The organism is Dokdonella soli (genome assembly GCF_039523175.1).
Classification (GTDB): domain Bacteria; phylum Pseudomonadota; class Gammaproteobacteria; order Xanthomonadales; family Rhodanobacteraceae; genus Dokdonella_A; species Dokdonella_A soli.
The window spans coordinates 217,253-241,048 of the sequence record NZ_BAAAEU010000024.1 but is presented as its reverse complement, the minus strand read 5'-3'; the positions used below and the strand labels follow the sequence as shown (position 1 = coordinate 241,048).

The 23,796-nt window shown below is 65.7% G+C and carries 22 protein-coding genes; 8 read left to right on the top strand and 14 right to left on the bottom strand.

The genetic code is table 11. The features are described from left to right. Positions 1-100 precede the first annotated feature (100 nt). The 6 genes from pstB to rnt form a co-directional block, all read right to left on the bottom strand. The gene (gene pstB / locus ABD002_RS15080) at positions 101-928 is read right to left on the bottom strand and encodes a phosphate ABC transporter ATP-binding protein PstB (RefSeq protein WP_343792522.1); all 828 of its coding nucleotides are present in this window, start codon (positions 926-928) and stop codon (positions 101-103) included. Next, entirely contained in the window at positions 921-1,781 is an 861-nt protein-coding gene (pstA, locus tag ABD002_RS15075) for a phosphate ABC transporter permease PstA (protein ID WP_343792520.1), read from the bottom strand. The genes pstB and pstA overlap by 8 nt, the downstream gene beginning before the upstream one ends. Then, complete coding sequence (gene pstC / locus ABD002_RS15070; protein ID WP_343793290.1) at positions 1,778-2,743, bottom strand: phosphate ABC transporter permease subunit PstC; 966 nt, start codon at positions 2,741-2,743, stop codon at positions 1,778-1,780. Before pstC ends, pstA begins: the two co-directional genes overlap by 4 nt. Before the next feature lie 195 nt (positions 2,744-2,938). Then, positions 2,939-3,934, bottom strand: coding sequence for a phosphate ABC transporter substrate-binding protein PstS (gene pstS, locus ABD002_RS15065; RefSeq protein ID WP_379988618.1), 996 nt, complete (start codon positions 3,932-3,934; stop codon positions 2,939-2,941). A 238-nt stretch (positions 3,935-4,172) separates the two neighbouring features. Continuing rightward, positions 4,173-4,457 (bottom strand): FmdB family zinc ribbon protein, encoded by a 285-nt coding sequence (locus ABD002_RS15060; RefSeq protein WP_343792518.1) that lies wholly within the window; start codon positions 4,455-4,457, stop codon positions 4,173-4,175. A 59-nt stretch (positions 4,458-4,516) separates the two neighbouring features. Continuing rightward, on the bottom strand, positions 4,517-5,167 hold the full coding sequence (gene rnt / locus ABD002_RS15055) for a ribonuclease T (protein WP_343792516.1): 651 nt from the start codon (positions 5,165-5,167) through the stop codon (positions 4,517-4,519). A 340-nt stretch (positions 5,168-5,507) separates the two neighbouring features. On the opposite strand from rnt, the gene ABD002_RS15050 reads away from it, so the two are divergent. Together ABD002_RS15050 and ypfJ are read left to right on the top strand one after the other, a co-directional pair. Then, complete coding sequence (locus ABD002_RS15050; RefSeq protein WP_343792514.1) at positions 5,508-6,236, top strand: MerR family transcriptional regulator; 729 nt, start codon at positions 5,508-5,510, stop codon at positions 6,234-6,236. A 153-nt stretch (positions 6,237-6,389) separates the two neighbouring features. Then, positions 6,390-7,271 (top strand): KPN_02809 family neutral zinc metallopeptidase, encoded by an 882-nt coding sequence (gene ypfJ / locus ABD002_RS15045; RefSeq protein WP_343792512.1) that lies wholly within the window; start codon positions 6,390-6,392, stop codon positions 7,269-7,271. Positions 7,272-7,447: 176 nt separating this feature from the next. On the opposite strand, the gene ABD002_RS15040 is transcribed toward ypfJ, so the two are convergent. From ABD002_RS15040 to ABD002_RS15030, 3 genes are all read right to left on the bottom strand, one after another. Continuing rightward, a complete protein-coding gene (locus ABD002_RS15040) occupies positions 7,448-8,377 on the bottom strand; it encodes a peptidylprolyl isomerase (RefSeq protein WP_379988527.1) in 930 nt (309 codons plus the stop codon). A gap of 61 nt (positions 8,378-8,438) precedes the next feature. Further along, on the bottom strand, positions 8,439-8,846 hold the full coding sequence (locus ABD002_RS15035; protein WP_343792510.1) for a hypothetical protein: 408 nt from the start codon (positions 8,844-8,846) through the stop codon (positions 8,439-8,441). 96 nt (positions 8,847-8,942) lie between these two features. After that, the gene (locus ABD002_RS15030; protein WP_343792508.1) at positions 8,943-10,190 is read right to left on the bottom strand and encodes a polyhydroxyalkanoate depolymerase; all 1,248 of its coding nucleotides are present in this window, start codon (positions 10,188-10,190) and stop codon (positions 8,943-8,945) included. Between the two features lie 199 nt (positions 10,191-10,389). On the opposite strand from ABD002_RS15030, the gene ABD002_RS15025 reads away from it, so the two are divergent. From ABD002_RS15025 to ABD002_RS15015, 3 genes are all read left to right on the top strand, one after another. Beyond that, complete coding sequence (locus ABD002_RS15025; RefSeq protein ID WP_379988530.1) at positions 10,390-12,330, top strand: M61 family metallopeptidase; 1,941 nt, start codon at positions 10,390-10,392, stop codon at positions 12,328-12,330. A 108-nt stretch (positions 12,331-12,438) separates the two neighbouring features. Beyond that, positions 12,439-13,701, top strand: a complete 1,263-nt coding sequence (locus ABD002_RS15020) for a winged helix-turn-helix domain-containing protein (RefSeq protein WP_343792506.1) — start codon at positions 12,439-12,441, stop codon at positions 13,699-13,701. Between the two features lie 84 nt (positions 13,702-13,785). Beyond that, positions 13,786-14,280: an MgtC/SapB family protein gene (locus ABD002_RS15015; RefSeq protein ID WP_343792504.1), complete on the top strand. Its 495-nt coding sequence runs from the start codon at positions 13,786-13,788 to the stop codon at positions 14,278-14,280. A gap of 38 nt (positions 14,281-14,318) precedes the next feature. Here ABD002_RS15015 and ABD002_RS15010 read toward each other — a convergent pair whose 3' ends face one another. The 4 genes from ABD002_RS15010 to ABD002_RS14995 form a co-directional block, all read right to left on the bottom strand. Continuing rightward, positions 14,319-15,563 (bottom strand): sensor histidine kinase, encoded by a 1,245-nt coding sequence (locus ABD002_RS15010; protein WP_343792502.1) that lies wholly within the window; start codon positions 15,561-15,563, stop codon positions 14,319-14,321. A gap of 2 nt (positions 15,564-15,565) precedes the next feature. Then, positions 15,566-16,255: a response regulator gene (locus ABD002_RS15005; protein ID WP_343792500.1), complete on the bottom strand. Its 690-nt coding sequence runs from the start codon at positions 16,253-16,255 to the stop codon at positions 15,566-15,568. Positions 16,256-16,595: 340 nt separating this feature from the next. Beyond that, a complete protein-coding gene (locus tag ABD002_RS15000; protein ID WP_343792498.1) occupies positions 16,596-17,114 on the bottom strand; it encodes a Spy/CpxP family protein refolding chaperone in 519 nt (172 codons plus the stop codon). 134 nt (positions 17,115-17,248) lie between these two features. Continuing rightward, on the bottom strand, positions 17,249-18,556 hold the full coding sequence (locus tag ABD002_RS14995) for a DEAD/DEAH box helicase (RefSeq protein WP_343792496.1): 1,308 nt from the start codon (positions 18,554-18,556) through the stop codon (positions 17,249-17,251). A 547-nt stretch (positions 18,557-19,103) separates the two neighbouring features. On the opposite strand from ABD002_RS14995, the gene sugE reads away from it, so the two are divergent. The 3 genes from sugE (at position 19,104) to ABD002_RS14980 (ending at position 20,952) form a co-directional block, all read left to right on the top strand. Next, positions 19,104-19,436 (top strand): quaternary ammonium compound efflux SMR transporter SugE, encoded by a 333-nt coding sequence (sugE, locus tag ABD002_RS14990; RefSeq protein ID WP_343793282.1) that lies wholly within the window; start codon positions 19,104-19,106, stop codon positions 19,434-19,436. After that, positions 19,433-19,861: an RNA-binding S4 domain-containing protein gene (locus tag ABD002_RS14985; RefSeq protein ID WP_343792494.1), complete on the top strand. Its 429-nt coding sequence runs from the start codon at positions 19,433-19,435 to the stop codon at positions 19,859-19,861. The genes sugE and ABD002_RS14985 overlap by 4 nt, the downstream gene beginning before the upstream one ends. Positions 19,862-19,956: 95 nt before the next feature. Next, positions 19,957-20,952, top strand: coding sequence for a TolB family protein (locus ABD002_RS14980; RefSeq protein ID WP_343792492.1), 996 nt, complete (start codon positions 19,957-19,959; stop codon positions 20,950-20,952). Between the two features lie 68 nt (positions 20,953-21,020). Here ABD002_RS14980 and mutS read toward each other — a convergent pair whose 3' ends face one another. Next, entirely contained in the window at positions 21,021-23,639 is a 2,619-nt protein-coding gene (gene mutS / locus ABD002_RS14975) for a DNA mismatch repair protein MutS (protein ID WP_343792490.1), read from the bottom strand. Positions 23,640-23,796 lie beyond the last annotated feature (157 nt).

Below are 23,796 nucleotides of genomic sequence, written 5' to 3'. Positions count from 1 at the left end.
GAGGGTTCGGGCGGAGTGCGGCGTTCGATGTCGCCGAACCCTCGCCCTTCCTTCGACAGGCTCAGGACAGGCCCTCTCCCGACGGGAGAGGGGCATTGCGTTATCCGAACCGACCGGTGATGTAGTCCTCAGTCTGCTTCTTCACCGGCTTGGTGAACAGCAATTCCGTGTTGCCGAACTCGACCAGTTCGCCGAGGTACATGAACGCGGTGAAATCCGAGCAGCGCGCTGCCTGCTGCATGTTGTGGGTCACGATCGCGATCGTGAACTGTTCCTTGAGCTCGGAGATCAGCTGCTCGATCTTGCCGGTCGCGATCGGATCGAGCGCCGAGGTCGGTTCGTCGAGCAGGATCACCTCGGGCTTCAGCGCGACCGCGCGCGCGATGCACAGGCGCTGCTGCTGGCCTCCGGAGAGGCTGAGTGCGCTCTGCTTCAACTTGTCCTTGACCTCGCCCCAGAGCGCGCCCTGCACCAGGGCCTGTTCGACGCGCGAATCCATCTCGCTCTTCGGCAGCTTCTCGTAGTGGCGGATGCCGTAGGCGATGTTGTCGTAGATCGACATCGGGAACGGCACCGGCTTCTGGAACACCATGCCGACCTTCGAGCGCAGCCGGTTCAGCGGAAACTTCGGATCGAGGATGTTCTCGCCATCGAGCAGCACCTCACCCTTCGCCTCAAGTTTCGGGTAGATCGAGTAGATGCGATTGAACACGCGCAGCAGCGTGGACTTGCCGCAACCGGACGGCCCGATCAACGCGGTGACGCGCTTCTCGGCGATGTCGAGGTGGACGTCCTTGAGCGCCTGGAAACCGTTGTAGAAGAAATCGAGATTGCGCGCGGCCATCTTCGGCCGTTCGGCCGTGACCGGCAGTGCGGTCGCGGCCGCGGATGCAGCCGGCGTGGCAAGGGCGAATTGGGCGTCAGTCATGGCTTGCCTTGTTGCGCAGCAGGATCGCGCGGGAGAGGACGCTGAGGATCAGCACGAAGATCGTGACCACGAACGCGCCGGCCCAGGCCAGCGCATGCCAGGAATCGTAGGGGCTCATCGCGTACTGGAAGACCACCACCGGCACGCTCGCCATCGGCTGCGACAGGTCGTGCGTCCAGTACTGGTTGTTGAGCGCGGTGAACAGCAGCGGTGCCGTCTCGCCGCTGATCCGCGCGAGCGCCAGCAGGATGCCGGTGACGATGCCGGGCAGGGCCGAGCGGTACAGCACCTGCAGGGTGACCTTCCATTGCGGCACGCCGAGCGACAGCGCCGCCTCGCGCATCTGGCTCGGCACCAGCTGCAGCATCTCGTCGGTCGTGCGCACGACCACCGGCAGCACGATCAGCGCCAGCGACAGCGCCCCGGCCCAGCCGGAGAAATGCCCGACCTGACTCACGACCAATGTGTAGACGAACAGGCCGAGCACGATCGACGGCGCCGACAGCAGGATGTCGTTGACGAAGCGGATCGCTTCACCGAGCGCGCTCTTGCGTGCGAACTCGGCGAGGTAGGTGCCGGCGGCGATGCCGATCGGCGTGCCGATCAGTATCGCGACGACACTCATGACGAGGCTGCCGAACAACGCGTTGGCGAGGCCACCGTCGGAACCTGGTGGCGGCGTCATCTGCGTGAACAGGCCGAGTTTCATCGCGGCCAGGCCGTTGCGCAGCGTGGTCCACAGGATCCAGACCAGCCAGAACAAGCCGAATGCCGCGCACAGCCCGGACACCGCCATGTTGAAGCCGTTCAGCAGGCTGCGCTTGAGGTAGAGCCGATCCGCGACCTTGCTCATGTCGTGCCCTCCTGCCGGGTCAGCCGCCGCAGCATCAGCTTGGCTGCAGCCAGCACGATGAAGGTCACCACGAACAGCAGGAAACCGAGCGCGATCAGCGACGAGCGGTAGATGTCGGAATCGGCTTCGGTGAATTCGTTGGCGATCGTCGCCGCGATCGAATTGCCTGGCATCAGCAGCGACGCGGTCAGCTGGTGCGCATTGCCGAGCACGAAGGTCACGGCCATCGTTTCGCCGAGCGCGCGGCCGAGACCGAGGAAGATGCCGCCGATCACCGCCGAGCGCGTGTACGGCAGCACGACATCCCAGACGACCTCCCAGGTGGTCGAGCCGAGCGCATAGGCCGATTCCTTCAGCCGCGTCGGCACGGTCAGGAACACCTCGCGCATGACCGAGGAGATGAACGGGATGACCATGATCGCCAGCACGATGCCGGCGGTCAGCATGCCGATGCCAAGCGGCGGACCGGTGAACAGCGCGCCGAGCAAGGGCCAGTGGCCGAGATGATCGTTGAGCCAGGGCGTCACATATTCGCCCATGATCGGCACGAACACGAACAGGCCCCACATGCCGTAGATGATCGAGGGAATGCCGGCCAGCAGCTCGATCGCGGCGGCGACCGGACCGCGCAGCCAGTTCGGCGCGACCTCGGTCAGGAACAGCGCGATGCCGAAGCTGACCGGGATCGCGATGACCATTGCGATCAGTGCAGTGACCAGGGTTCCGTAGATCGGAACCAGCGCGCCGAACTTGTGGTTGACCGCGTCCCAGTCGGTCGAGAACAGAAAGCCGAAACCGAACGTGGAGAAGGCCTCGCGTCCGCCCCACAGCATCGACAGCGCGGCGCCGCCCAGCGCGACCAGCACGAACAGACCGGCCGCGGCGACGATCCAGCGGAACAGGCCATCGGCACGTGCGTCGCGGGTGTTGCGGCGGTCAGCGTCGATGACCGCGGTGGTCATCGTCGTGGTGATTGCGCTGTTGGCGGACATGGGAATCGCGAATCCGGAAAGTGGGAAGCCGCCCGGGCTGATCCTTTGGCGAACCCTGGACAGGGTTGCCAGCGGAAATCGAGGCCCGAACGGCTTGCATCCATGTTTCCGTTCGCCCTCCGGTACTTCAGGGCGAACGGGACGTGGCCAAAGCTTGAATCGTGGTCAGAGCTTGATCTCGGCCTGCCAGTAGCTTTCGATCTGGTCGGTCAGCCCCTTCGGCAGCGGCACGTAATCGAGTTCCTCGGCCTGCTTGCCGCCGTTCTCGTAGGCCCACTTGAAGAAATCGAGCGCGGCCTTGGTGCCGGCGGTGTTCTTCGGCTGCTTGTAGACGAGGATGAAGTTCGTCGCGGTGATCGGCCAGGAGTTCTCGCCCGGCGCGTTGGTGATCACGAGGTGGAAATCCTTCGCGTTCTTCCAGTCCGCGCTGGCGGCGGCGGCCTGGAAGCTGGACAGGCTCGGCTGCACGAACTGGCCGGCCGAGTTCTGCACAGCGGCGTAGGTCATCTTGTTCTGCAGCGCGTAGGCGAGTTCGACATAGCCGATCGAGCCCTTGATCTGCTTGACGTACGCGGCGACGCCCTCGTTGCCCTTGCCGCCGACGCCGACCGGCCACGACACCGAGGTGCCTTCACCGATCTTCGACTTCCACTCCGGCGACACCTTGGAGAGGTAGTTGACGAAGTTGAACGTGGTGCCCGAACCGTCCGAGCGATGCACGACCGTGATGTTCGCGTCGGCCAGCTTCAGGTCCGGATTGACCTGCGCGATCGCCGGGTCGTTCCACTTGGTGATCTTGCCCTGGTAGATGTCGGCGAGCAGCGGACCGGTGAAATGGATCTTGCCGGCCTCGACACCCTCGATGTTGACCACCGGCACCACGCCGCCGATCACGGACGGGAACTGCGCGAGACCCGCATCGTGCAGCTCGGCCGGAGAGAGCGGCTTGTCCGACGAGCCGAAGATCACCGTGCCGGCCTTGATCTGCGCGATGCCGCCGCCGGAACCGATCGACTGGTAGTTGATCTTGTTGCCGGTCGCGTTGTTGTAGCTGTCCGACCACTTCGACAGGATCGGATAGATGAAGGTGGCGCCAGCGCCGGTGATGTCGGCGGCCTGCGCCGAGGCGGCGCCGATGACGGTCGCTAGACCGACGGCGATGAAGCGGGTCTTGATCGAGGTGAGCACGGGGGACTCCTCAAAACGGTGGGAAAGCGAACGCGGCGTTAAGCCGCCTGTGTGCTTTGTAGGCCCGCGAGATTGCAGAACGATGAGTAATTTGTTGCGGAGAAGTTACAGCGCGATGGCCGATGCGCCGCGCCGACACCGCAGGTGCTTGTAAATCAAATGGATATGCCGTTCGGTTCGCGTACTTCAATATGACGACAGCCGGCGTCCGTCAGTCCCCGCTGATCGTGTCCGGCCCCTTGCCAGCGGTCTTCTCGTACTTGCCCTTGCCGACGCGGCGGTACTGGGTGAAGCCATGCTTCGCGACATGCTTCTCGCGCAGCACGTGCGCCTGCCCGGCGACGACCTGCGGTGCGCCGAGCACGCGGTGCACCTTGCCGCCGCAGGCGGGGCAGTGGATCAGCGCAGGATCGGACAGGCGCTGCAGCACCTCGAAACCATAGCAGCAGGCTGCGCAGCCGGGCGGATCAGTCGGGGCATATTCGTAGATCGGCATGACAGGAAGATGCGCCTGCGCCGACGGACTATCAAGCTCATACCGCAGCCGGGCGGATCTCACACCACCGGCGACATCGCCCCGGCCGTGATATCGCTCATCCGTTTCCAGCGATTGACGATGTCGCAGAACAGCTCCGCGGTGCGCTCGGTGTCGTAGACCGCCGAGTGCGCCTCGCGAGCGTCCCACACGCGCCCGGATGCCTCGACTGCGCGGCTGAGTACGGTCTGCCCGAAGGCGAGGCCGCCGAGCGTGACCGTGTCGAAGCAGCTGAACGGATGAAACGGACTGCGCTTGTGCGCGGTGCGACGGATCGCGGCGTTCAGGAAGCCGAGATCGAACGCGGCGTTGTGGCCGACCAGGATCGCGCGCTGGCACTCGTTCGCGCGCAGCGCCGCGCGCACCGGCTTGAAGATCACCTCGAGCGCTTCGCGTTCCGGCAGCGCGCCACGGAACGGATGGCCCGGGTCGATGCCGGTGATCTCAAGCGAGCGCGGATCGAGTTCGGATCCGGCGAACGCCTCGACATGGGTCGAGACGACGGGCTCGGGAAACACGAAACCATCCTCGTCCATGCGCACGATGCAGGCCGCGATCTCGAGCAGCGCGTGGCGCTCGCAGTCGAAACCGCCGGTCTCGACATCGACGATCACCGGCAGGAAGCCACGGAAACGTTGCGCCATTCGCGTGGCGGCGGAGGAAATGCTCATCACGCCAGCATAGCAAGCCGGAGCGGCCTGCCGCATGCAATGTAGCGGTGCCCGCTCGCCCGCGAAGCGATCACTTCGTACGAAATCCGCTGCGCGGATCGTGGATTATCGCTTGCGGCTGGCGATGATCGCGAGCGCGACGGCGAGCACCGGACATCGAAGGCATCGTGCGGGTCATCGGTCATCCTCCATTGAGCTGTTTGCGTCGCGCCATTGACCGGTACGGCCACCGATCGCTTGCACGTGCCGCGCCGTCGCGGTGTGATCCATTCCCCCAGTGCTTGACCCTCACGCAACGTCAGGCTGCAGCATGGCGCCGCACGCAACCAGAAGCAGAACGATGACCCTGCATACCGTAAGCCAGATCGCCCGCCGCACCGGCCTGACCGTGCGTACGCTGCACCACTACGAGGCCAAGGGGCTGCTTCGCCCCGCAGCGCGCAGCGACGCCGGCTATCGCCTGTACGGTGAACGCGAGCTGCTGCGCCTGCAGCACATCGCTTCGCTGAGGGCGCTCGGATTTTCGCTTCCCGAAATCCGCGCCTGCCTCGACGCCGATACGCCTTCGCTCGCCGAAGCACTCGCGCGTCAGGTCGACCGGTTGCGTGCCGCGGTCGTCCGCCAGCAGGACCTGTTGATCCGCCTGGAGCGCGTCGCGCAACAGGCGGCCACTGGCGAGACGATCGATGCCGAAACCCTGCTCAACAGCATCGAGGCCAGCACGATCATGGAAAAGTATTTCTCCCCCGAACAGATGCAATCGATCAAGCAGCGCGGCGAAGCGCTCGGACCACAACATATCCGCGAAGTCGAACAAGCGTGGCCGGACGTGATCGCCGGCATGCGCGCGGCGATGGATCTCGGCAAGGATCCGGCCGCGGCTGAAGTGCAGGCGTTGGCGAGGCGATGGCGCGGACTCGTGCGCGAATTCACCGGCGGGGACGCCGGCGTCCAGCGCTCGTTGAACACGATGTTCAAGGACAACCCGGACACGATGCGCACCCAGACCGGCATCGATCCGGTGCTGATGGCCTACGCCTGCAAGGCGATCGGCCTGCTCGCCGACTAGCGGTGGCCGCACGCATCGAACGGGTATGTAAACAATTCTGAACGAAGGCCGCCGCGCACCACTCAGGGTGCGCGGCGCCGCTTGCGGGTCTCGCGGGCGGCAGAGTAGTGTCCACGCCGTTCGGATGTCCGAAACGGAACGGCGGAGAAACCTATGCTCTGGCAGAAGGGACGGTCCAGCGACAACGTGGTCGAGGACGACAGCGGTGGCGGCGGTGGCGGTCCTTCGTTCGGTGGCGGACGTGGACTTGGCCTCGGCGGCATCATCATCGTCGTGATCGTCGGCCTGCTGTTCGGCAAGAATCCGGGTGACATCCTGCAGCTGCTCGGCAACATGTCCGGCGACACCGGCGGACAACCGGCGCAACAGCAGATGGCGCCAGCGGGCAATGACACGCAGACCGAGTTCGTCAAGAAGATACTCGGCAGCACCGAGGACGTCTGGGGCCAGATGTTCCAGGCCAGCAACAAGCAGTATCCGGCGCCGCGGCTGGTGCTGTTCCACGGCGGCGTGCAATCGGCCTGCGGGCAGGCCTCGGCGGCGATGGGTCCGTTCTATTGTCCCGGCGACCGCCAGGTCTATCTCGACCTCGATTTCTTCCAGGAAATGCAGACGCGTTTCCATGCGGCCGGCGACTTCGCGCGCGCGTACGTGATCGCGCACGAAGTCGGCCATCACGTGCAGAACCTGTTCGGCATCATGGACCAGGTCGATCAAGCGGCGCGCCGTGGCACGCCGATGCAGGGCGCGAACGGTTTGTCAGTACGACAGGAATTGCAGGCGGACTGCTTTGCGGGGGTCTGGGCCAACCATGCGCAGCAGCAGCTCAACTGGCTCGAAGCCGGCGATATCGAGGCTGCGTTGAACGCGGCGAACCAGATCGGCGACGACGCGTTGCAGAAGCAGGCCCGCGGCTACGTCGTGCCCGACTCGTTCACGCACGGCAGCTCGGCCGAGCGCGTGCGCTGGTTCAAGGCAGGATTCGCGTCGGGCGATCTGAAGAGCTGCGACACGTTCAATACCGCGCAGCTTTAAGCGCGTTCGCCGCCTGCGTTCAAGCATCGTAGGAGCGGCTTCAGCCGCGATGCTCTTCAAGCCCTCCCCTTCAAGCCTGTCCTGAGCCAGGCCGAAGGAGGGAGGGTCAGGTGGGGATGGTGTTCGCCGCGCTACGGGAAGCATCGCGGCTGAAGCCGCTCCTGCAAAGCGGGGTGTCAGCGCGTCGATTGTTCACGCGGCGCACGCACCGGGATTGGTACGTTGCAGAGGTCGATCCTGCCGGCCGGCACCTTGTACCAGTCATCGCTGCGATTGCGCCGAGATTCGACCAGCGCCATGAATGTCGGCGTATCGGTGCGCAAGATCTCCAGCGGCGTGCGTTCCGCGGCCGGCACCTCGGCGGCGAGGCGCACGGACTTGATCGCCAGGCGCTGTTCGGGCTTCTCGTAGAAACCGAGCGCGCCGGTTCCGCGCGGCAGCGCGGAGAGCAGTTCCATGCCCCGCACGACGCGGCCGACCACCGCGATATTGCGGTCGAGTTGGCGCGGCGCGTGGCCGATCACCACGTAGAGTTCCGCGCCGCTCCCGGTCTCCGCGCCATTGTCGCGGCCGACGCCGAACATGCCATAGCAGTGCGCCAGCCAGGTCTTGCCGGTCTTCGGGTCGCGCGCGGCCGGCATGCCGTTCGTGAAGCCGACTTCGGAAGCGTAGACGTCGCCGTCGGGCAGGCGCGTGAACGGCAGGTCCTTCGTGATCGCGCGCTCGAACTCGGCCGCCAGTGTCTTGCTCGCTTTGCCAAGCGGACGCGCCTTGTCCGGCTGGTCCGTATCCGGATCACCCCATTGCGTGACGAAGTTGTCCTGCACACGCAGGATCGCGAGGCCGTCGAAATAGTGCTCGCGCACCATCGTCTTGATGTTCGCCGCATGCAGCGGCGCAAACGCGGGCGCGAGTTCGATGACAACGCGGCCAGCCGGCAGGTCTACGTACAGCGTGTTGTCCGGATCGGTCGCGCGCCAGTCGGAAGGCTTCGATGCGTCCAAGACCTGCTGCATCGTCGGCGCCTTCGGCGGCGCTTGGGCGTTCACATCAGCGAACGCAATCACAAGGAAGGCTGTGCCGAGAACAGGAGTCCACTTCTTCATGAAATGTATCCGTCGTGCCGAATCCATCATTGGGGCGCTGCTCGCGTTGGTGAAAGTGCAACTACCATTTGCTTCGGTCTTGCTCAAAATACCAACTATTAATGTCTGTTGTTGGTTTCAGTGCATCGACAAGAAGACGCGCCATTCCGCGCGGAACCTTCCAGCTCGAATGCTTCATCTTCTCCAGGCTCTCCTCCTTGATGCTTGTGAAAGCCAGTACTTCTTGCGGAATTGATTGCAGCGCCGCCACAATGCCAAGCAAAGCTTGCTTATGCTCATTTGTCAGCGTGCACGCGGGCAGATCAAAAATGTACGGTGCTGCTTCTGCTTCAAGTTTTACTTCGTACGCGACATTGTAGTGACCCTGCAATTCACAGGCTTCCTCTGGAGAAGCCGCCAAGACGCGTAGCGCCCGAATGACGCTTAGGTAGGCGTTTTCGAAGTCGCCTCGATCAGAGCGCGCGCTCATGATCTAGTCCTTTGTTGAGCGCAAAACTGAAATGGATTCAGGCTTGACCGGTTGTAAAGAAGCGCTTCGCCGGGACGACGAACGATGGAAGCTTGCTCACGCCTTATGAAAGCGCCGGATGAAATCGCGCACGTCGGGATAGACGACGTCGCGCCAGCGGCGGCCGCTGAAGATGCCGTAGTGGCCGGCGCCTTTCACTTCCAGATGCGCGTGCTTCGCGGCCGGAATACCGGTGCACAAATCGTGGGCTGCCTGGGTCTGGCCGAGCCCGGAGATGTCGTCGAGCTCGCCCTCGATGGTCAGCAGCGCGGAGCGCTTGATCGCCTCCGGTGCGACGCGCTCGCCATCCACGGTCCATCGACCGAGCGGCAGCAGGTGGTCCTGGAACACGACGCGGATCGTGTCGAGATAGTATTCGGCCGGCAGGTCGAGCACCGCGTTGTACTCGTCGTAGAAGCGGCGATGCGCGGCGGCATCGTCGAGGTCGCCGCGCAGCAGGTCCTGGTAGAAATCCCAGTGCGCGGTGAAATGCCGGCTCGGATTCATCGCGACGAAGCCTGCGTGCTGCAGGAAGCCCGGATAGACGCGGCGACCCTTGCCCGGATAGTTCGGCGGCACGTCGAACACGACGTTGGTCTCGAACCACGAATACGGCTTGGTCGTCGCCAGGTCGTTGACCTTGGTCGGGCAGCGGCGCGGATCGATCGGGCCGCCCATCATCGTCAAGGTCAGCGGCGTCGGCTCGCCGGCCGATGCCATCAGCGAGACGGCCGCGAGCACCGGCACGGTCGGCTGGCAGACGGACATCACGTGCAGCTTGCCGGCATCGAGATGGCCGATGAAGCGGCGCACATAGGCGATGTAGTCGTCGAGGCCGAACGGACCCTTGTCGAGCGGCACCATGCGCGCGTCGATCCAGTCGGTGATGTAGACGTCGTGGTCGCGCAGCAGCGTGCGCACGGTGTCGCGCAGCAGCGTCGCGTGGTGGCCGGACAGCGGTGCGACGACCAGCACGACCGGATCGCTGCGCAACTGCTTCAGCGCATCCTGATCGTCGCTGTAACGCTTGAAATGCAGCAGGTTGCAGAAAGGCAGTTCGAGCGTGCGCTCCTCGATCACCGCGGCCTCGCGACCGTGCGCGTGCACCGCGGTGATGCCGAACGTGGGTTTCTCGTAGTCTTTGCCGAGCCGGTAGAAGAGCTCGTAGCCGGCGGCGACGCGGTCGACGCCCGGCATGCGCGAGAGCCAGCTGTCCGGCGCGGACAATGCGTGCGCAGCGGCGCCGGACCAGGTCACCCATGGGTTGAGCAGGGTGCGGTTGACTTCGTGCAAGTAGTAGAGCATCGGCAGTCCTGAGGTACAGCAACGGGCGATTCTAGGCTATCCGTCGCGCCGGCGTGTTGTGCGGCGGGTCGCGGAATGCAAACGAGTGACGCGGCCGGCAAGTGGGCCGAATGGCATATTTCCGTGCCGGTTCCGGATGCAACAATGACCGATTGGCGGCGCGGTCGCGCGGCCGCATACGAACACGTCGGAGGTCCTGATGAAGTGGAAGACGATGGTAGCGGTGCGCTGCGTGTATGCGACGGCCGGTCTCGGCATGGTTGTCGCGATCGGACCTGTCCCGGTCGCGCACGCGGATGTCCCTGCGCCCGCGGATGTCGCGTACCCCGGCACGATACGGCTCGCCGTGGACGCGACCGATCTCGACCACCGCATCTTCCGCGTGCACGAGGAGATTCCGGTCGCGGCCGGTCCGCTCACGCTGCTCTATCCGCAATGGTTGCCGGGCAACCATGCGCCACGCGGACCGCTCGACAAACTGGCCGGGCTCGCGATCAGCGGCAACGGCCAGCCGATCGCGTGGAAGCGCGATCCGGTCGAGGTCCATGCGTTCCATATCGATGTGCCGCAGGGCGTGTCGAAGCTCTCGATCGATTTCGAGTTCCTGTCGCCGCAGGATTCCAGCCAGGGTCGCGTGGTGATGACGCCGGACATGCTGAACCTGCAATGGAATACGGTCGCGCTGTATCCGGCGGGCTACTACGCGCACGGCATCACGATCGCGGCGAGCGCGCGATTGCCGCAGGGCTGGCAATTCGGCGGCGCGCTCGAGGTCGCTGCCGGGGAGTCGCCCAATGCGATCGGCACGGATGGCGCGGTGAAGTTCAAGCCGGTCGCGTTCAGCACGCTGGTTGATTCACCGTTGTTCGCGGGCCGTCATTTCAAGCGTGTCGAACTCGCTGATGGCAAGGTGCCGGTGCATCTCAACATCGTCGCCGACGATGCGAAGAGCCTGGACATCAAGCCGGCGCAGCTCAAGGCGCACCAGGATCTCGTCGCGCAGGCGCGCAAGCTGTACGGCTCCCAGCACTACGATCACTACGATTTCCTGCTCGCATTGACCGACCAACTCGGCGGCATCGGCCTCGAGCACCACCGCTCCAGCGAGAACAGCGCCGATCCCGGCTACTTCACCGATTGGGACAAGCAGGCGCCGGGCCGCGACCTGCTCGCGCACGAATACACGCATTCGTGGAACGGCAAGTTCCGCCGCGGCGCCGACCTCACGACGCCGAACTTCAACGTGCCGATGCAGGGCAGTCTGCTCTGGGTCTACGAGGGCCAGACCCAGTACTGGGGTTTCGTGCTCGCCGCACGTTCGGGCCTGTGGAGCGCCGAACAGGCGCGCGACGCGATCGCACTGGTCGCGGCGACCTATGCCGACAACCGGCCTGGCTTCGCCTGGCGCGATGTGCAGGACACGACCAACGATCCGATCGTCGCACAGCGTCGTCCGCTGCCGTATCGCAACTACCAGATGAGCGAGGACTACTACAGCGCCGGTCAGCTGATCTGGCTGGCGGTTGATGCGAAGCTGCGCGAACTCACGCACGACAAGCGCTCACTCGACGACTTCGCGCGCGCGTTCTTCGGCGTCGATGACGGCAGCTACGTGGTCAAGACCTATGCCTTCGACGATGTCGCAGGCACGCTGAACGGCGTGGCGCCCTACGACTGGGCGAAGTTCCTGCATGAACGCGTCGATGCGCACGCGCCGCCGCTGGACGGCCTCGCCGCGAGTGGTTGGAAACTGGTCTACACGGACGAGCCAGGCGCGTTCCAGAAGACCGCCGAAGCGAACCGCAAGACGCTCGACTACTCGGCGTCACTCGGGCTCGTCGTCAGCAGCAAGGACGGCAAGGTCGCCGATGTGCGCTGGGATGGCCCCGCGTTCAAGGCCGGCCTGGCGCCGACCAGCACGCTGGTCGCGGTGAACGGCCGCGAATTCAAGCCCGAGCGCCTCAAGGATGCGATCACCGCTGCGAAGGGCCCTGGTGCGCCGGTCGAACTGCTGGTCAAGAATGGGGACGAGTACAAGACGGTGCGCGTGGACTACCACGGCGGGCTCAAGTATCCGCATCTCGAACGCATTGTGGGCACGCCGGATCGGCTCAACGCGATCCTTGCGCCACGGCGCTGATCGGTCGCTTACGTGGTCGTTGGTCATACGACACCATCCCCGCCCAGCCCTCCTTCCTTCGACCTGGCTCAGGACAGGCTTGAAGGGGAGGGCCGAAGCGGTACGGCCATGACGTCGCCGATTCGACTCGCCCCCCAGCAGGCGCGCAACCTGCATCTCGCCGCCCAGGGCCTGCTCGTGCGTCCGCGCCGGCGCGCGCGCAAGGCCGACGTGCTTGCGGCGATCGAGCGCATGCGCGTGCTGCAGATCGACACGATCCACGTCGTCGCGCGCAGCCCGTACCTCGTGTTGTTCTCGCGGCTCGGCGCCTACGAGCCGCAATGGCTGGTCGAACTGCTTGCCGAGGGCGCGATCTTCGAGAGCTGGGCGCACGAGGCCTGCTTTGCACCATTCGGCGACTACGCATTGCACCGGCAGCATCTGCTGGGCCGCGATGGCCACTGGGCGATGAAGCACGCGCAGCGCGTGCGGCGCGACCATGCGGCGAGCATGGATGCGCTTCTGGAGCGGATCCGCGAGGGTGGCGCGGTCAAGGCGTCCGACTTCGAGCGCAGCGACGGCATCACCGGAGGCGGATGGTGGGGTTGGAAAGCGGAAAAGCGCTGGCTGGAGGCCCTGTTCGCGCTCGGTGAGCTGATGATCGCGCGGCGCGAGAATTTCCATCGCGTCTACGATGTCACCGAGCGTGTGATCGCGAACGCGACAGCGCGCGGAACGGTGGTTCGAGCGGACTCGCTCTCCGAAGCCGCGATGCGCCATGAATTCGTCGTCGGCGCAGTGCGCGCGCTCGGCATCACCCAGGCGCGCTGGATCAACGACTACTTCCGCTCGGGCCGCAAGCTCAAGGATGCCGATCTCGACGCGCTCGTCGACGACGGTGAACTGCTGCGCGTGGTGGTCGATGGTTGGCGCGCGCCGGGCTATGTACATCGGGACAATCGCGACGTGCTGGCCAAGGCAGCGGAGAATCGTCTGCGTGCGACGCATACCGTGCTGCTGTCGCCGTTCGATCCGGTCGTCTGGGATCGCGAGCGCGCCGCGACGATGCTCGATTTCGACTACCGCATCGAGTGCTATGCGCCGGCACCGAAACGCAGGTACGGCTACTACGTGCTGCCGATTCTGCATCGGGGTCGCCTGATCGGGCGGCTCGATGCGAAAGCGCATCGTGTGGATGGCGTGTTCGAAGTGAAGGCGTTGTTTCTGGAAGAAGGCATCGCGCCGACGCCCGCTGTAGCTGAAGCCATCGTGGAGGCGATCCGGCACTGTGCTGACTGGCACGCGACGCCGCGGGTGAGCCTGGGCCGCTGCGACCCCCAAGGCCTCCGTCGAGAGCTGCAGAGCGCCTTGCGCCGTCTCGAAAGTACCTAGCCTGTTTCAGCAGCGCAGGAGGGGACCGGAAGCAGTTGCCGTGCTCCGCGAACTTGCGCAAGATCGCGCCAAGCAGTTGCGGAGATGAGTGTGCTGACTGATGAAATGCTGGCGATCGGAACCCGCCTCGCGCTGTCCGTCCTGGTCGGCGGCCTGATCGGCTTGAACCGCGACCTGCATCACAAGCCCGCGGGCGTGCGCACGCATGCGCTGGTCAGCCTCGGAACCGCGCTGATGGTGATCGTGGTAATCCCACCGGGCACGCTCGACGGCACTCACTACGATGCGCTCAGCCGTGTGATCCAGGGCGTGCTGACCGGCATCGGATTCCTCGGCGCCGGAGTGATCCTGCGCGACCCCGGCACGCAACATGTCAGCGGACTCACGACCGCGGCAACGATCTGGTTGACCGCCTTGCTCGGCGTCGCCTGTGGTGCCGGCTTCTATCTGCCGGTGGCAGTCGCACTGGTGCTCGGCGTACTCGTGCTGATGTTCGGTGGCGGCATCGAAGGCGCGTTCCATCGCCGGTTCTGGCACGGCGAGAACTCCGATGAGCAGCAGCCTCCGGGCAAGAGTTGAGTCGACGCTCAGCTCGTCATGGCGCCCGTGCCGAATGCTCAGTGGGAGTCAGCGAGCGTGACGACGAATCGCATGTGACCATCCGGCGTCGGCTCGCACTGTGCGTCGCCGCCGTGACGCCGGGCGATCTGGCGCACCAGCGAGAGTCCTAGACCGGTTCCGCTGGAATCCCCGGCTTGTGCGCGGCGATGAAAAGGTGCGAACAACGGCTCGCACTCGCCCACGGGAATGGCCGGGCCGCGATCGCTGACCGTGATCGTGACTCCGTGCACGCTCCGCCCCACGGTCACGTGTGTCGGCGGGAGGCCGTGGCGACGTGCGTTCTCGAGCAGATTCCTCAGCAGCCTGCGCAGCAGTCGTGCATCGCCGCGCAGCACGGCGGGTGTTCCATCGAGTTCTGCTTCTTCGTAGCGCGAGCATTCCTCGGCCGCGAGGGCGAGCAGATCGACCTCCTCGCTGGCGCCCGTTTCGCTGACCGCGTCGAGGCGGCTCGCGAGCAGGATCTCGTCAATCAGCCGGTCGAGTTCCTCGATGTCCTGGTTCAGGCCGCGCTTGCGTACCGGATCGGCCGCGCCCTTCATCAGCTCGAGCGCGAGGCGGATGCGCGTCAGCGGCGTACGCAGTTCGTGGGACGCATTGGCAAGCAGTTGCTTGTGCGCGCCGACCAGTTCATCGATGCGTTCCGCGGCACGGTTGAAGCTCTCCGCGAGGCGCGCGACTTCGTCGTTGCCCTCGACGGCGACGCGGGTCGACAAGTCGCCCGCACCCAGCGATTCGACTCCGGCCTGCAGACGTTCGAGCCGCGTGGCCAGGCGGCGCACGACCGGAAGCGCGGCAATGCCCACCGCCAGCGCGAGTACGAGCAGGATCAGCAGCAACATGTCCTGATGACCACCGATGATCGCGGTGCTTGCAAGCAGGCGGCGTCCATCCGGCAGCTGGATCGTCCAGACCGCGCCTGCGTGCAAGGGCGTCGCTGCCGAATGTGCCTGCTCGCGGCGCGGTATCGGCAACGGCTTGCCGACCCTGGCAAGCGGTGTCGCGTCATCGGCGATCAGCGTGACATCGGCGCCGAGACCAGCGACGAGTCGTTGAAGCGCCGCCTGCTGTTCGGCGGGTGGCGTGTCGGCAGCCGGCAGCGCGTTCTGCAGCAGCCGGCCCAGCGGGCCGCTCGCGGGCGGGGCAGGTGCGATGAACAGGTGCCAGATGCAACCGGCTGCCAGCGCGAATACCAGCAGGCTGCCCAGCAGCGCGAGATAAAAGCGTAGATACAGGCGCGACACGATCAATCCTGTGCCCGCGCGAACACATAACCGGCACCGCGTACGGTGATGATCCGGCGCGGCGCCTTCGGATCATCCTCGATCGCGGCGCGGATGCGCGAGATGTGTACGTCGATCGAGCGATCGAACATTTCCAGCTGCTCGCCCTTGACCAGATCCATCAGCGCCTCGCGCGACAGTACGCGGCCGGCATTCTCCGCCAGTGCGACCAGCAGCGAGAACTGGTAGCTGGTGACGCTGCGCAGGTCTCCATCGAGGCGCAGCGCATGGCCTGCGCGATCGATCTCGAGCCGGCCGAAACGCAACGGCCGATCGGCAGGTGTGCGAGCACTGCTCCGGCGCCAGATCGCGCGCAGGCGCGCCAGCAACTCGCGGGGCTCGAAGGGCTTGGGCAGATAGTCATCCGCGCCCAGTTCGAGGCCGATGATGCGGTCGGTGGCCGCACCCCGTGCGGTCAGCATCAACACGGGTACGGCCGACTTCGCACGCAGCTGGCGGCAAAGATCAAGGCCGTCCATATCCGGCAGCGTCAGGTCGAGCACGACCGCATCGAACACGCTCGATGCCAGCTGCTCCAGCGCGGCTGCGCCGAATGCGGCGCGGTTTACGCGGAATCCCGCCTGACCGAGATATTCTTCAAGCATCTCGGCCAGGCGCGAGTCGTCTTCGACGATCAGGATGCGCTCGGTCATGGCGGTGCGAACTCTAGGGATGCTCTGATCTATTCCACACAGGCGTCACCGGCCTTTCTGCCCGCAGATCGAGGCGCGTCGGCGAAGGCAGACGGGCGGTCTGTCGAGCCGGCGCAACGACGAGATGCGGGCAGAAAGGCCGGCCCCAACGAATGATCGCAAATGATGGGGTGATGTCCAGAAGGCCCGCAGAGTGGCGCGCGCGGCTGGCCAAGGCAGCCAGCCTGGGCGGCGCCACGCACCCCACCCACTCTGCGAACCTTCTGGACATCATGCCGCCTGTGCGGAACAGATCAGAGCATCCCTAGCCCGCGTTCACACCGCTGGCGAGCCGGGCGATTCACCCGTGCGCCGCGAGATGCTGCGCGAGCTGCGTGGCCAGTGTCATGCGCTGTGCAGGCGTCAGTACGTCGGAAACGTCTTCGACCAGTTGTGCGATGCGCTGCGAAGCCTGGTCGAACAGATGCATCTGCTCGCTGCGTGCGCTTTCGATCGCTGCGCGATCGATCGTGTCGGCGCTGAACAGCGCGAGCAGCGTCGCGTGCGCGGCGTGACACTGGGCATGCAGGGGTGCGAGATCGGTGACTGCCTGCTTGACCAGCGGTTCGATCTGCGCCTTCTGCGCGTCGCTCACAGCGGTTTCGGCATAGAGGTGCTGCAGCATCTGGTCGACATGACCGCTCATGTCCTGCGCAGTCATCGCGCCGTGATGGAAGCCGGATGCGTCCAGGTTGTTGGCAACCGCAGCGACGGTTCCGCCGATCGCGATGCAGGCGAGCAGTGCGTAGGTCGCGGTGCGCCGCGCGAAGCGGAGTTTGCCCTGCTGCGTGGTAGAGGGAGCTTCGGGGTGGGTTTTCATGCGACGGTCCTCGTTATGGGCGGGGTGCCCGGACGAGGACTCTGCCGGCCTTGCGTTGGCCGGCTTTGTCGCGCAGGTAAAGTTCTGTGAAGCAGACCGCGATGCGGCATCTGCCGCATCGCGATGGTGTTGCGTCAGGCCGGGCGCGAGTAGCGCTGGCCGCCGCCGCGGTGCGGGGTCTTCTTGCGCGCGCCCGGACGCGCGTCCGTGTTGTTCGCCGGGTGCGGACGGCGCGCATGGCTCTGCGGCGGACGCTGGCGCTGGGTCTGCGCCGGGCGCGAGGTGCCGTCGAGACGCAGCGGCTGCGAAGGTTCGAAGCCGGCGATCGGCTCGATCGCGATGTCCTGTTTGAGCAGGCGGCGGATGTCGCGCAGCAGGCCTTCCTCATCTCGCGAGACCAGCGAGATCGCGAGGCCCTCGGCGCCGGCGCGGCCCGTGCGGCCGATGCGGTGCACGTAGTCCTCGGCGACCATCGGCAGATCGAAATTGATCACCATCGGCAACTGGTCGATGTCGAGGCCGCGCGCGGCGATATCGGTCGCGACCAGCACGGCCACCTTGCCGCTCTTGAAGTCCTTGAGCGCGCGCGTACGCTGCGCCTGGCTCTTGTTGCCGTGGATCGCCGCGGCGCGCAGGCCGGATTTCTCGAGCACCTGCGCGAGTTTGTCCGCGCCGTGCTTGGTGCGACCGAATACCAGCGTCTGGCGCGCATCGTTGTGGAGCAGGTGCAGCAGCAGGTCGCGCTTCTTCGCGCCATCGACCGGATGCACGCGATGTGTGACCGTGGCCGCGACGCTGTTCGGCTTGGCGACCTGGATCTCGACCGGATCGCGCATGAACTGCGCGGCGAGGGCCTTGATCTCCGGCGCGAACGTCGCCGAGAACAGCCACGTCTTGCGGTTCTGCTTCGGCAGGTGACCGAGGATGCGCTTGATCGCGGGCAGGAAGCCCATGTCGAGCATGCGGTCGGCCTCGTCGAGGATCAGCACCTCGATGTTCGACAGGTTCACGCTGCGGCGCTCGATGTGGTCGATCAGGCGGCCCGGCGTTGCGACCAGGATCTCGACGCCACGGCGCAGCGCATCGACCTGCGGCTGCATGCCGACGCCACCGAACACGGTGGTCGCACGCACGCCGAGGTGCTTGCCGTAGCCGCGCACGCTTTCGTGCACCTGTGCGGCGAGTTCGCGGGTCGGCGTCAGCACCAGCGCGCGCGGCGCCTTCGGCTGCGCCGGCTTGCGGTTGGAAACGTAGATGTGGTCGAGCAGCGGCAGCGAGAACGCGGCGGTCTTGCCGGTGCCGGTCTGCGCGCCGGCGAGCAGATCCTTGCCTTCCAGCGCTGCAGGAATGGCCTGGGCCTGGATCGGCGTGGGTTCGGTGTAGCCCTGTTCGGTGAGTGCGCGCAGCAATGCGGGCGCAAGCCCGAGGGATTCAAACGACATGATGGAAAACTCCAAGTTGACTGGCCCGCGCATCGACGCGCGGTTCGCGATCGGAGAGGATCGGAAACCGGCGCGTGTCATGCGCGGAAGTCCCGACCGGCGAGGATCGGGGGCGAACCCGGAGCGTTCCCAAGAAACCGCGCTGCAGGTGCGAAAGGTGGCGGATCGCGCGCCATCGTGGCGCAGGATTCCGGTTCAGGAGCGACGAAAGCCGAGCGGTGCGGGAAGTGGACCGTGGCCGGGAAGCCACCTGTCGGATCACATCCCAAAGGGAAAATCGCGCAGCGACGCTACGAACGCGGCGCATCATACACGAAACCGCCTGATCGACGCGGGCAGGCGCATCGATCGCGGCAACCGTTCAGGTTCGGCGCTCGTTCACGCCGACGAACGTGTCGGTGCCGGAACGCGACGCCCGGCCGAGGATCCGTTTGAAACCTCGCCACCGTGCCGCTTCGACTCCGCACATCGTGCGCGCTACGCTCGCCACCCCGGAACACGGCGGACGATCCGTCATCGGAGCCCATGCACGATGTCCAATGCGAACCTGTCTTGGCTCTATCTGCTGATTGCCGGCCTTTCCGAAATCGGCTGGGCGGTCGGCCTCAAGTACACCGAAGGCTTCTCGCGCCCACTGCCGACCGTCGCAACCGTGGCCGGCATGATCGTGAGTTTCTATTTTCTCGCGCTGGCGATGCGTGCGATTCCGCTCGGCACCGCGTACGCGGTCTGGACCGGCATCGGTGCTGTCGGCACGGTGATCCTCGGCATGATTCTTTTCGGCGAATCGCGTGACCTCGCGAGGCTGGCCTGCATCGCATTGATCCTGGCCGGCGTCGTGGGCCTGAAATGGCTGGGTGGAGCGGGCTCCGCGCAATGAAGAAAGTGGTGAGCCACGCGCCTGCCGATACCGGTGGTCACGCCGGCGTCCGCCTGGATATCTGGCTGTGGGCTGCGCGCTTCTTCAAGACGCGCGCGCTGGCCAAGCAGGCGATCGAGGGCGGCAAGGTCGAACTCGCCGCAGGCGCCGCCAAGCCGGCCCGGCCGGTCCACGTCGGCGACCGTGTCAAGGTCGCGCGTGGCGAGGATCGCTTCGAGATCGACGTTGTTGCGCTCAGCGAAACGCGCGGTCCGGCCAGCGTCGCGCAGCGTCTTTATCGGGAAACCGAAGCCGGTCGTACCACGCGCGAAGCGGCGGCCGAGCAGCGCCGGCTGACCGGGGCCGGCTATGCCAAGCCGTCGACGAAACCGGACAAGCGCGCACGTCGCCTGATCCGCGCGCTCGGTGACATCGACATGTCCTGATGGGTCCGCCAGACGAATGGCACGGGTGTGTGCGCATGCGCGTTGCTAGCCTGCGCGCCTCGCCGGTTGTCCCCATTCGCTCACTGGAGCCACGCATGCCCGCCTACCGTGTCTTGTCCGCCGCTGTATTGTGTTGTTTGCTCGTCATCCCTTCGCTGCCGGTCCATGCCGATTCCGCGAAGGGTGAATTGTTTGCGCCGGGAGTGATCTCTTCGGCCCTGCAGGAAACATCGGCGACGTTCACACCGGATGGCGACACGGTGTATTTCATGCGTTCGGATTTCGCGGAAGCGAACACGACGATCCTCGAATCGCATCGCAGCGGCCATGCCTGGAGCACGCCGGTCGTCGCTCCGTTCTCGGGGGAGTGGCATGACTCCGAACCTGCCCTGTCTCCGGACGGCAAGCGCCTGTACTTCGTCTCGAATCGCCCGCCGGCGCCCGGCGGTGCACCGGTCACCGCCGAGATGAACGGCCAGCATTTTCCTGGCACGAACCTTTGGTACGTCGAGCGCGGGCGCGATGGTCGCTGGAGCGCACCGCTGCATGTCGATGGCGAACTCAATCGCGGCGCGATGCTGTACAACCCCTCGATCGCAAACAACGGCGATCTGTATTTTTCCGCGCACCGAGACGATTCCGGCAGCGCTTACCAGATATATGTCGCGCACCGGAACGGTGCCGGCTACAGCAACCCGGAGCGTGTCGACCTGGGCGACGTCACGCACAACCGCATGGATCCGGGCATCGATCCGGAGCAGCGCTTCCTCGTCTATGCCGGCAACGAAGGCGACTCGCTCGGCAGCGCGGATATCTATATCGCGTTCCGCGACAAGGATGGACGTTGGAGCAAACCCGAGCATCTCGGCGGCGGCGTCAACAGCCCGGCGCTCGAGAATGCGCCCGTATTGGGCCGCGCGTTCGGAGAGTTGTACGTAGCAAGTCAGCGCGGCGCGGACGTGAAGTTCCCCAAGCCGCGCGACGACTACGCGTCGATGATGAAGACGCTGGAAAGTCCCTTGAACGGTTCCCGCAACATCTGGCGTTTCGATATCTCCGACGTGCTGCGTGCGCACGGCATCACGCGCTGAGGCCATCGAAGGAAATCTGCAGGCTCGGGCGCGACGCGATCGCAGCCCGGCCGGCAATGCCCGCATGCTCAAACGAGTTTCTTCAACCGATACAGCGCATCCAGTGCATCGCGCGGTGTCAGCGCATCGGGATCGAGCGCACGCAATGCTTCCTCGGCGGCTGAGGGCAGCGGCGGTGCGAACAGGCCGAGTTGCGGCGAAGGACTCGCGGTCGCCGGAGTGTCTGCTGCGCGCACTTCATGTTGCCGTTCGAGCGCAGCGAGGTAGCGCTGCGCATCCGCGATCACCACTTTCGGCAAACCCGCCAGTGCGGCGACCTGCAGGCCGAAGCTGCGGTTCGCGGGGCCTTCCTTGACCGCGTGCATGAACACGAGCCGGTCGCCCCGCTCCTTGTCGTGAAATTCGACTGCATCGAGATGCACATTGGCGATGCCGTCGTACTCGGTGGCGAGCTCGGTCAATTCGAAATAATGCGTCGCGAACAGTGCGAATGCGCGGTTCGTCGTTGCCAGGCTCACCGCGCTGGCGCGCGCGAGCGCAAGGCCATCGTAAGTCGAGGTACCGCGGCCGACTTCGTCCATCAACACAAGGCTCGATGCGGTCGCGTTGTGCAGGATGTTCGCGGTCTCGCTCATCTCGACCATGAACGTCGACTGCCCACGAGCGAGGTCGTCGCCGGCACCGATGCGCGTGAAGATGCGGTCGATCGGCCCTATCGTCGCCGCGTCGGCGGGAACGAAACTGCCAAGGTGCGCGAGCAGCACGATCAGCGCGGCCTGGCGCATGTAGGTTGATTTGCCGCCCATGTTCGGGCCGGTCACGATCAGCATGCGGCGCGCATCGTCCAGCATGAGATCATTCGGCTCGAACGGATCCTCGCGCACCTGTTCGACGACCGGATGGCGGCCGCGCACGATGCGGATGCCGGGCGCATCGGCGAGTTCGGGGCGGGTCCAGCCGAGCGCGTCGGCGCGTTCGGCCAGCGTGGCCAGCACGTCGAGTTCGGCGATGGCGGCCGCCGCCATCTGCAACGGACCGAGGCGTTCGAGCAGGAAATCGAGCAGGCCGTCGTACAGCGCGCGCTCGCGCATCAGCGAACGCTCGCGCGCGGACAGCACCTTGTCCTCGAACGCCTTGAGCTCCTCGGTCACGTAGCGTTCGGCGCCCTTGATCGTCTGCCGGCGCGTGTAGTGCACCGGCGCCTTGTCGGCCTGGCCCTTGCTGATTTCGATGTAGTAGCCGTGCACGCGGTTGTAGCCGACTTTCAGCGTCGGAATGCCGCTCGCTGCCTTCTCGCGTTCTTCGAGATCGATCAGGAACTGGTCTGCATTCGTGGCCAGCGCGCGCAGTTCGTCGAGCTCGGCATCGAAGCCGCCGCGGATCACGCCGCCGTCGCGCGCCAGCACGGGCGGCGATTCGACGACCGCATTAGCGAGATGCTGCGCGACGTCGGCATGCTCACCGAGGCGGTCCACGAGCTCGCGCAGAAGCGGGCTGTCACAAGCGGCAAGCTCCTCCCTCAGACGTGGTGCCAACGCAAGGCCGTCGCGCAAGGTCGAAAGATCGCGCGGTCGCGCCGAACGCAGCGCGACCCTTGCCAGGATGCGTTCGAGATCACCGATACCGCGCAGGATCTCGCGCAAGGACTCGTGGTGGCACTGGTCGATCAACGCGTCGATCGCCTGCTGGCGGCGATTGAGCACGCTGTGCTCGCGCAGCGGCCGGTGCAGCCAGCGCCTGAGCAGGCGCGCGCCCATCGGCGTGATCGTACGGTCGAGCACGCCGAGCAGCGTGAACTCGCGGTTGCCGCTCGCGTGCGTATCGAGTTCGAGGTTGCGCCGCGTCGCCGCGTCGAGCGCGATCGTCTCGTTCGCGTTCTCCACGCCCAGTCCGGCCAGATGCGGCAGTGCGGCTTTCTGCGTTTCTTCGACATAGCCGAGCAAGGCGCCCGCTGCAGCGACTGCGAGCGGCAACCCTTCCGTGCCGAAGCCGGACAGGTCGCGCGTGCCGAAGAAGCGCGCGAGCTCGCGCTGTGCAGTCGTCGCGTCGAAATGCCAGGGCGCGCGCTTGCGCAGGCCGGGCAGGGCGGTCACGAAGTTCGGCCACGCCACGTCCTCGCCGACCAGCGTCTCGGCTGGCGTCAGCCGCGCGAGTTCCGCTGCGAGCGCCTCGGCGTCGGCGACTTCGCTGACCAGGAAGCGGCCGGACGAGAGATCGATCCACGCGAGGCCGTACCCCGCCGGCGCGCCTCGCGTCAGTGCGTTCGAGGATCGGGACGCTGCGATCGCGAGCAGCAGGTTGTCGCGGCGTTCCTCCAGCAGCGCCGCATCGGTCACCGTTCCGGGTGTGACGACGCGCACGACCTTGCGCTCGACCAGGCCTTTCGAGGCGGCCGGATCGCCGATCTGCTCGCAGATCGCGACCGACTCGCCGAGCTTCACGAGACGCGCGAGGTAACCCTCGACCGCGTGATACGGCACGCCCGCCATCGGTATCGGCGCGCCGGCCGACGCGCCGCGCTGGGTCAGCGTGATATCGAGCAGGCGCGCCGCCTTGCGCGCGTCGTCGTAGAACAGCTCGTAGAAATCGCCCATCCGGAAGAACACGAGCGTGTCCGGATACTCCGCCTTGGCGGCGAAGTACTGCTTCATCAGCGGCGTGTGCCCGGCGAGATCGTTGCGGTTCATGAATGCGGAAAGGTTCGAGGTGCGTTGCTGACGAAGCTCATGTGAGCCCGGCGCTGGCGAGCGAATGCCCTCAGCGCAGGCGACGGACGAAGCCGTGGAGCGAAGCGAAGGCGCGGTCTGGAGTTGGGGCTGGCGCGGAAGTGTGCGGTGCCGGCGC

Bases quoted from the DNA above. Each gene is read 5' to 3' on its own strand.
- ABD002_RS15020 (WP_343792506.1), top strand. From the start codon at position 12,439: ATGACGTCGCCGATTCGACTCGCCCCCCAGCAGGCGCGCAACCTGCAT.
- ABD002_RS15000 (WP_343792498.1), bottom strand. From the start codon at position 17,114: ATGAAAACCCACCCCGAAGCTCCCTCTACCACGCAGCAGGGCAAACTC.
- ABD002_RS14995 (WP_343792496.1), bottom strand. From the start codon at position 18,556: ATGTCGTTTGAATCCCTCGGGCTTGCGCCCGCATTGCTGCGCGCACTC.
- ABD002_RS14980 (WP_343792492.1), top strand. From the start codon at position 19,957: ATGCCCGCCTACCGTGTCTTGTCCGCCGCTGTATTGTGTTGTTTGCTC.
- pstA (WP_343792520.1), bottom strand. From the start codon at position 1,781: ATGAGCAAGGTCGCGGATCGGCTCTACCTCAAGCGCAGCCTGCTGAAC.
- ABD002_RS15005 (WP_343792500.1), bottom strand. From the start codon at position 16,255: ATGACCGAGCGCATCCTGATCGTCGAAGACGACTCGCGCCTGGCCGAG.
- rnt (WP_343792516.1), bottom strand. From the start codon at position 5,167: ATGAGCATTTCCTCCGCCGCCACGCGAATGGCGCAACGTTTCCGTGGC.
- ABD002_RS15015 (WP_343792504.1), top strand. From the start codon at position 13,786: ATGAGTGTGCTGACTGATGAAATGCTGGCGATCGGAACCCGCCTCGCG.
- ABD002_RS15060 (WP_343792518.1), bottom strand. From the start codon at position 4,457: ATGCCGATCTACGAATATGCCCCGACTGATCCGCCCGGCTGCGCAGCC.
- pstB (WP_343792522.1), bottom strand. From the start codon at position 928: ATGACTGACGCCCAATTCGCCCTTGCCACGCCGGCTGCATCCGCGGCC.
- ABD002_RS15035 (WP_343792510.1), bottom strand. From the start codon at position 8,846: ATGAGCGCGCGCTCTGATCGAGGCGACTTCGAAAACGCCTACCTAAGC.
- ABD002_RS15030 (WP_343792508.1), bottom strand. From the start codon at position 10,190: ATGCTCTACTACTTGCACGAAGTCAACCGCACCCTGCTCAACCCATGG.
- ABD002_RS14985 (WP_343792494.1), top strand. From the start codon at position 19,433: ATGAAGAAAGTGGTGAGCCACGCGCCTGCCGATACCGGTGGTCACGCC.
- ABD002_RS15025 (WP_379988530.1), top strand. From the start codon at position 10,390: ATGAAGTGGAAGACGATGGTAGCGGTGCGCTGCGTGTATGCGACGGCC.
- pstC (WP_343793290.1), bottom strand. From the start codon at position 2,743: ATGACCACCGCGGTCATCGACGCTGACCGCCGCAACACCCGCGACGCA.
- ypfJ (WP_343792512.1), top strand. From the start codon at position 6,390: ATGCTCTGGCAGAAGGGACGGTCCAGCGACAACGTGGTCGAGGACGAC.
- ABD002_RS15040 (WP_379988527.1), bottom strand. From the start codon at position 8,377: ATGAAGAAGTGGACTCCTGTTCTCGGCACAGCCTTCCTTGTGATTGCG.
- mutS (WP_343792490.1), bottom strand. From the start codon at position 23,639: ATGAACCGCAACGATCTCGCCGGGCACACGCCGCTGATGAAGCAGTAC.
- ABD002_RS15050 (WP_343792514.1), top strand. From the start codon at position 5,508: ATGACCCTGCATACCGTAAGCCAGATCGCCCGCCGCACCGGCCTGACC.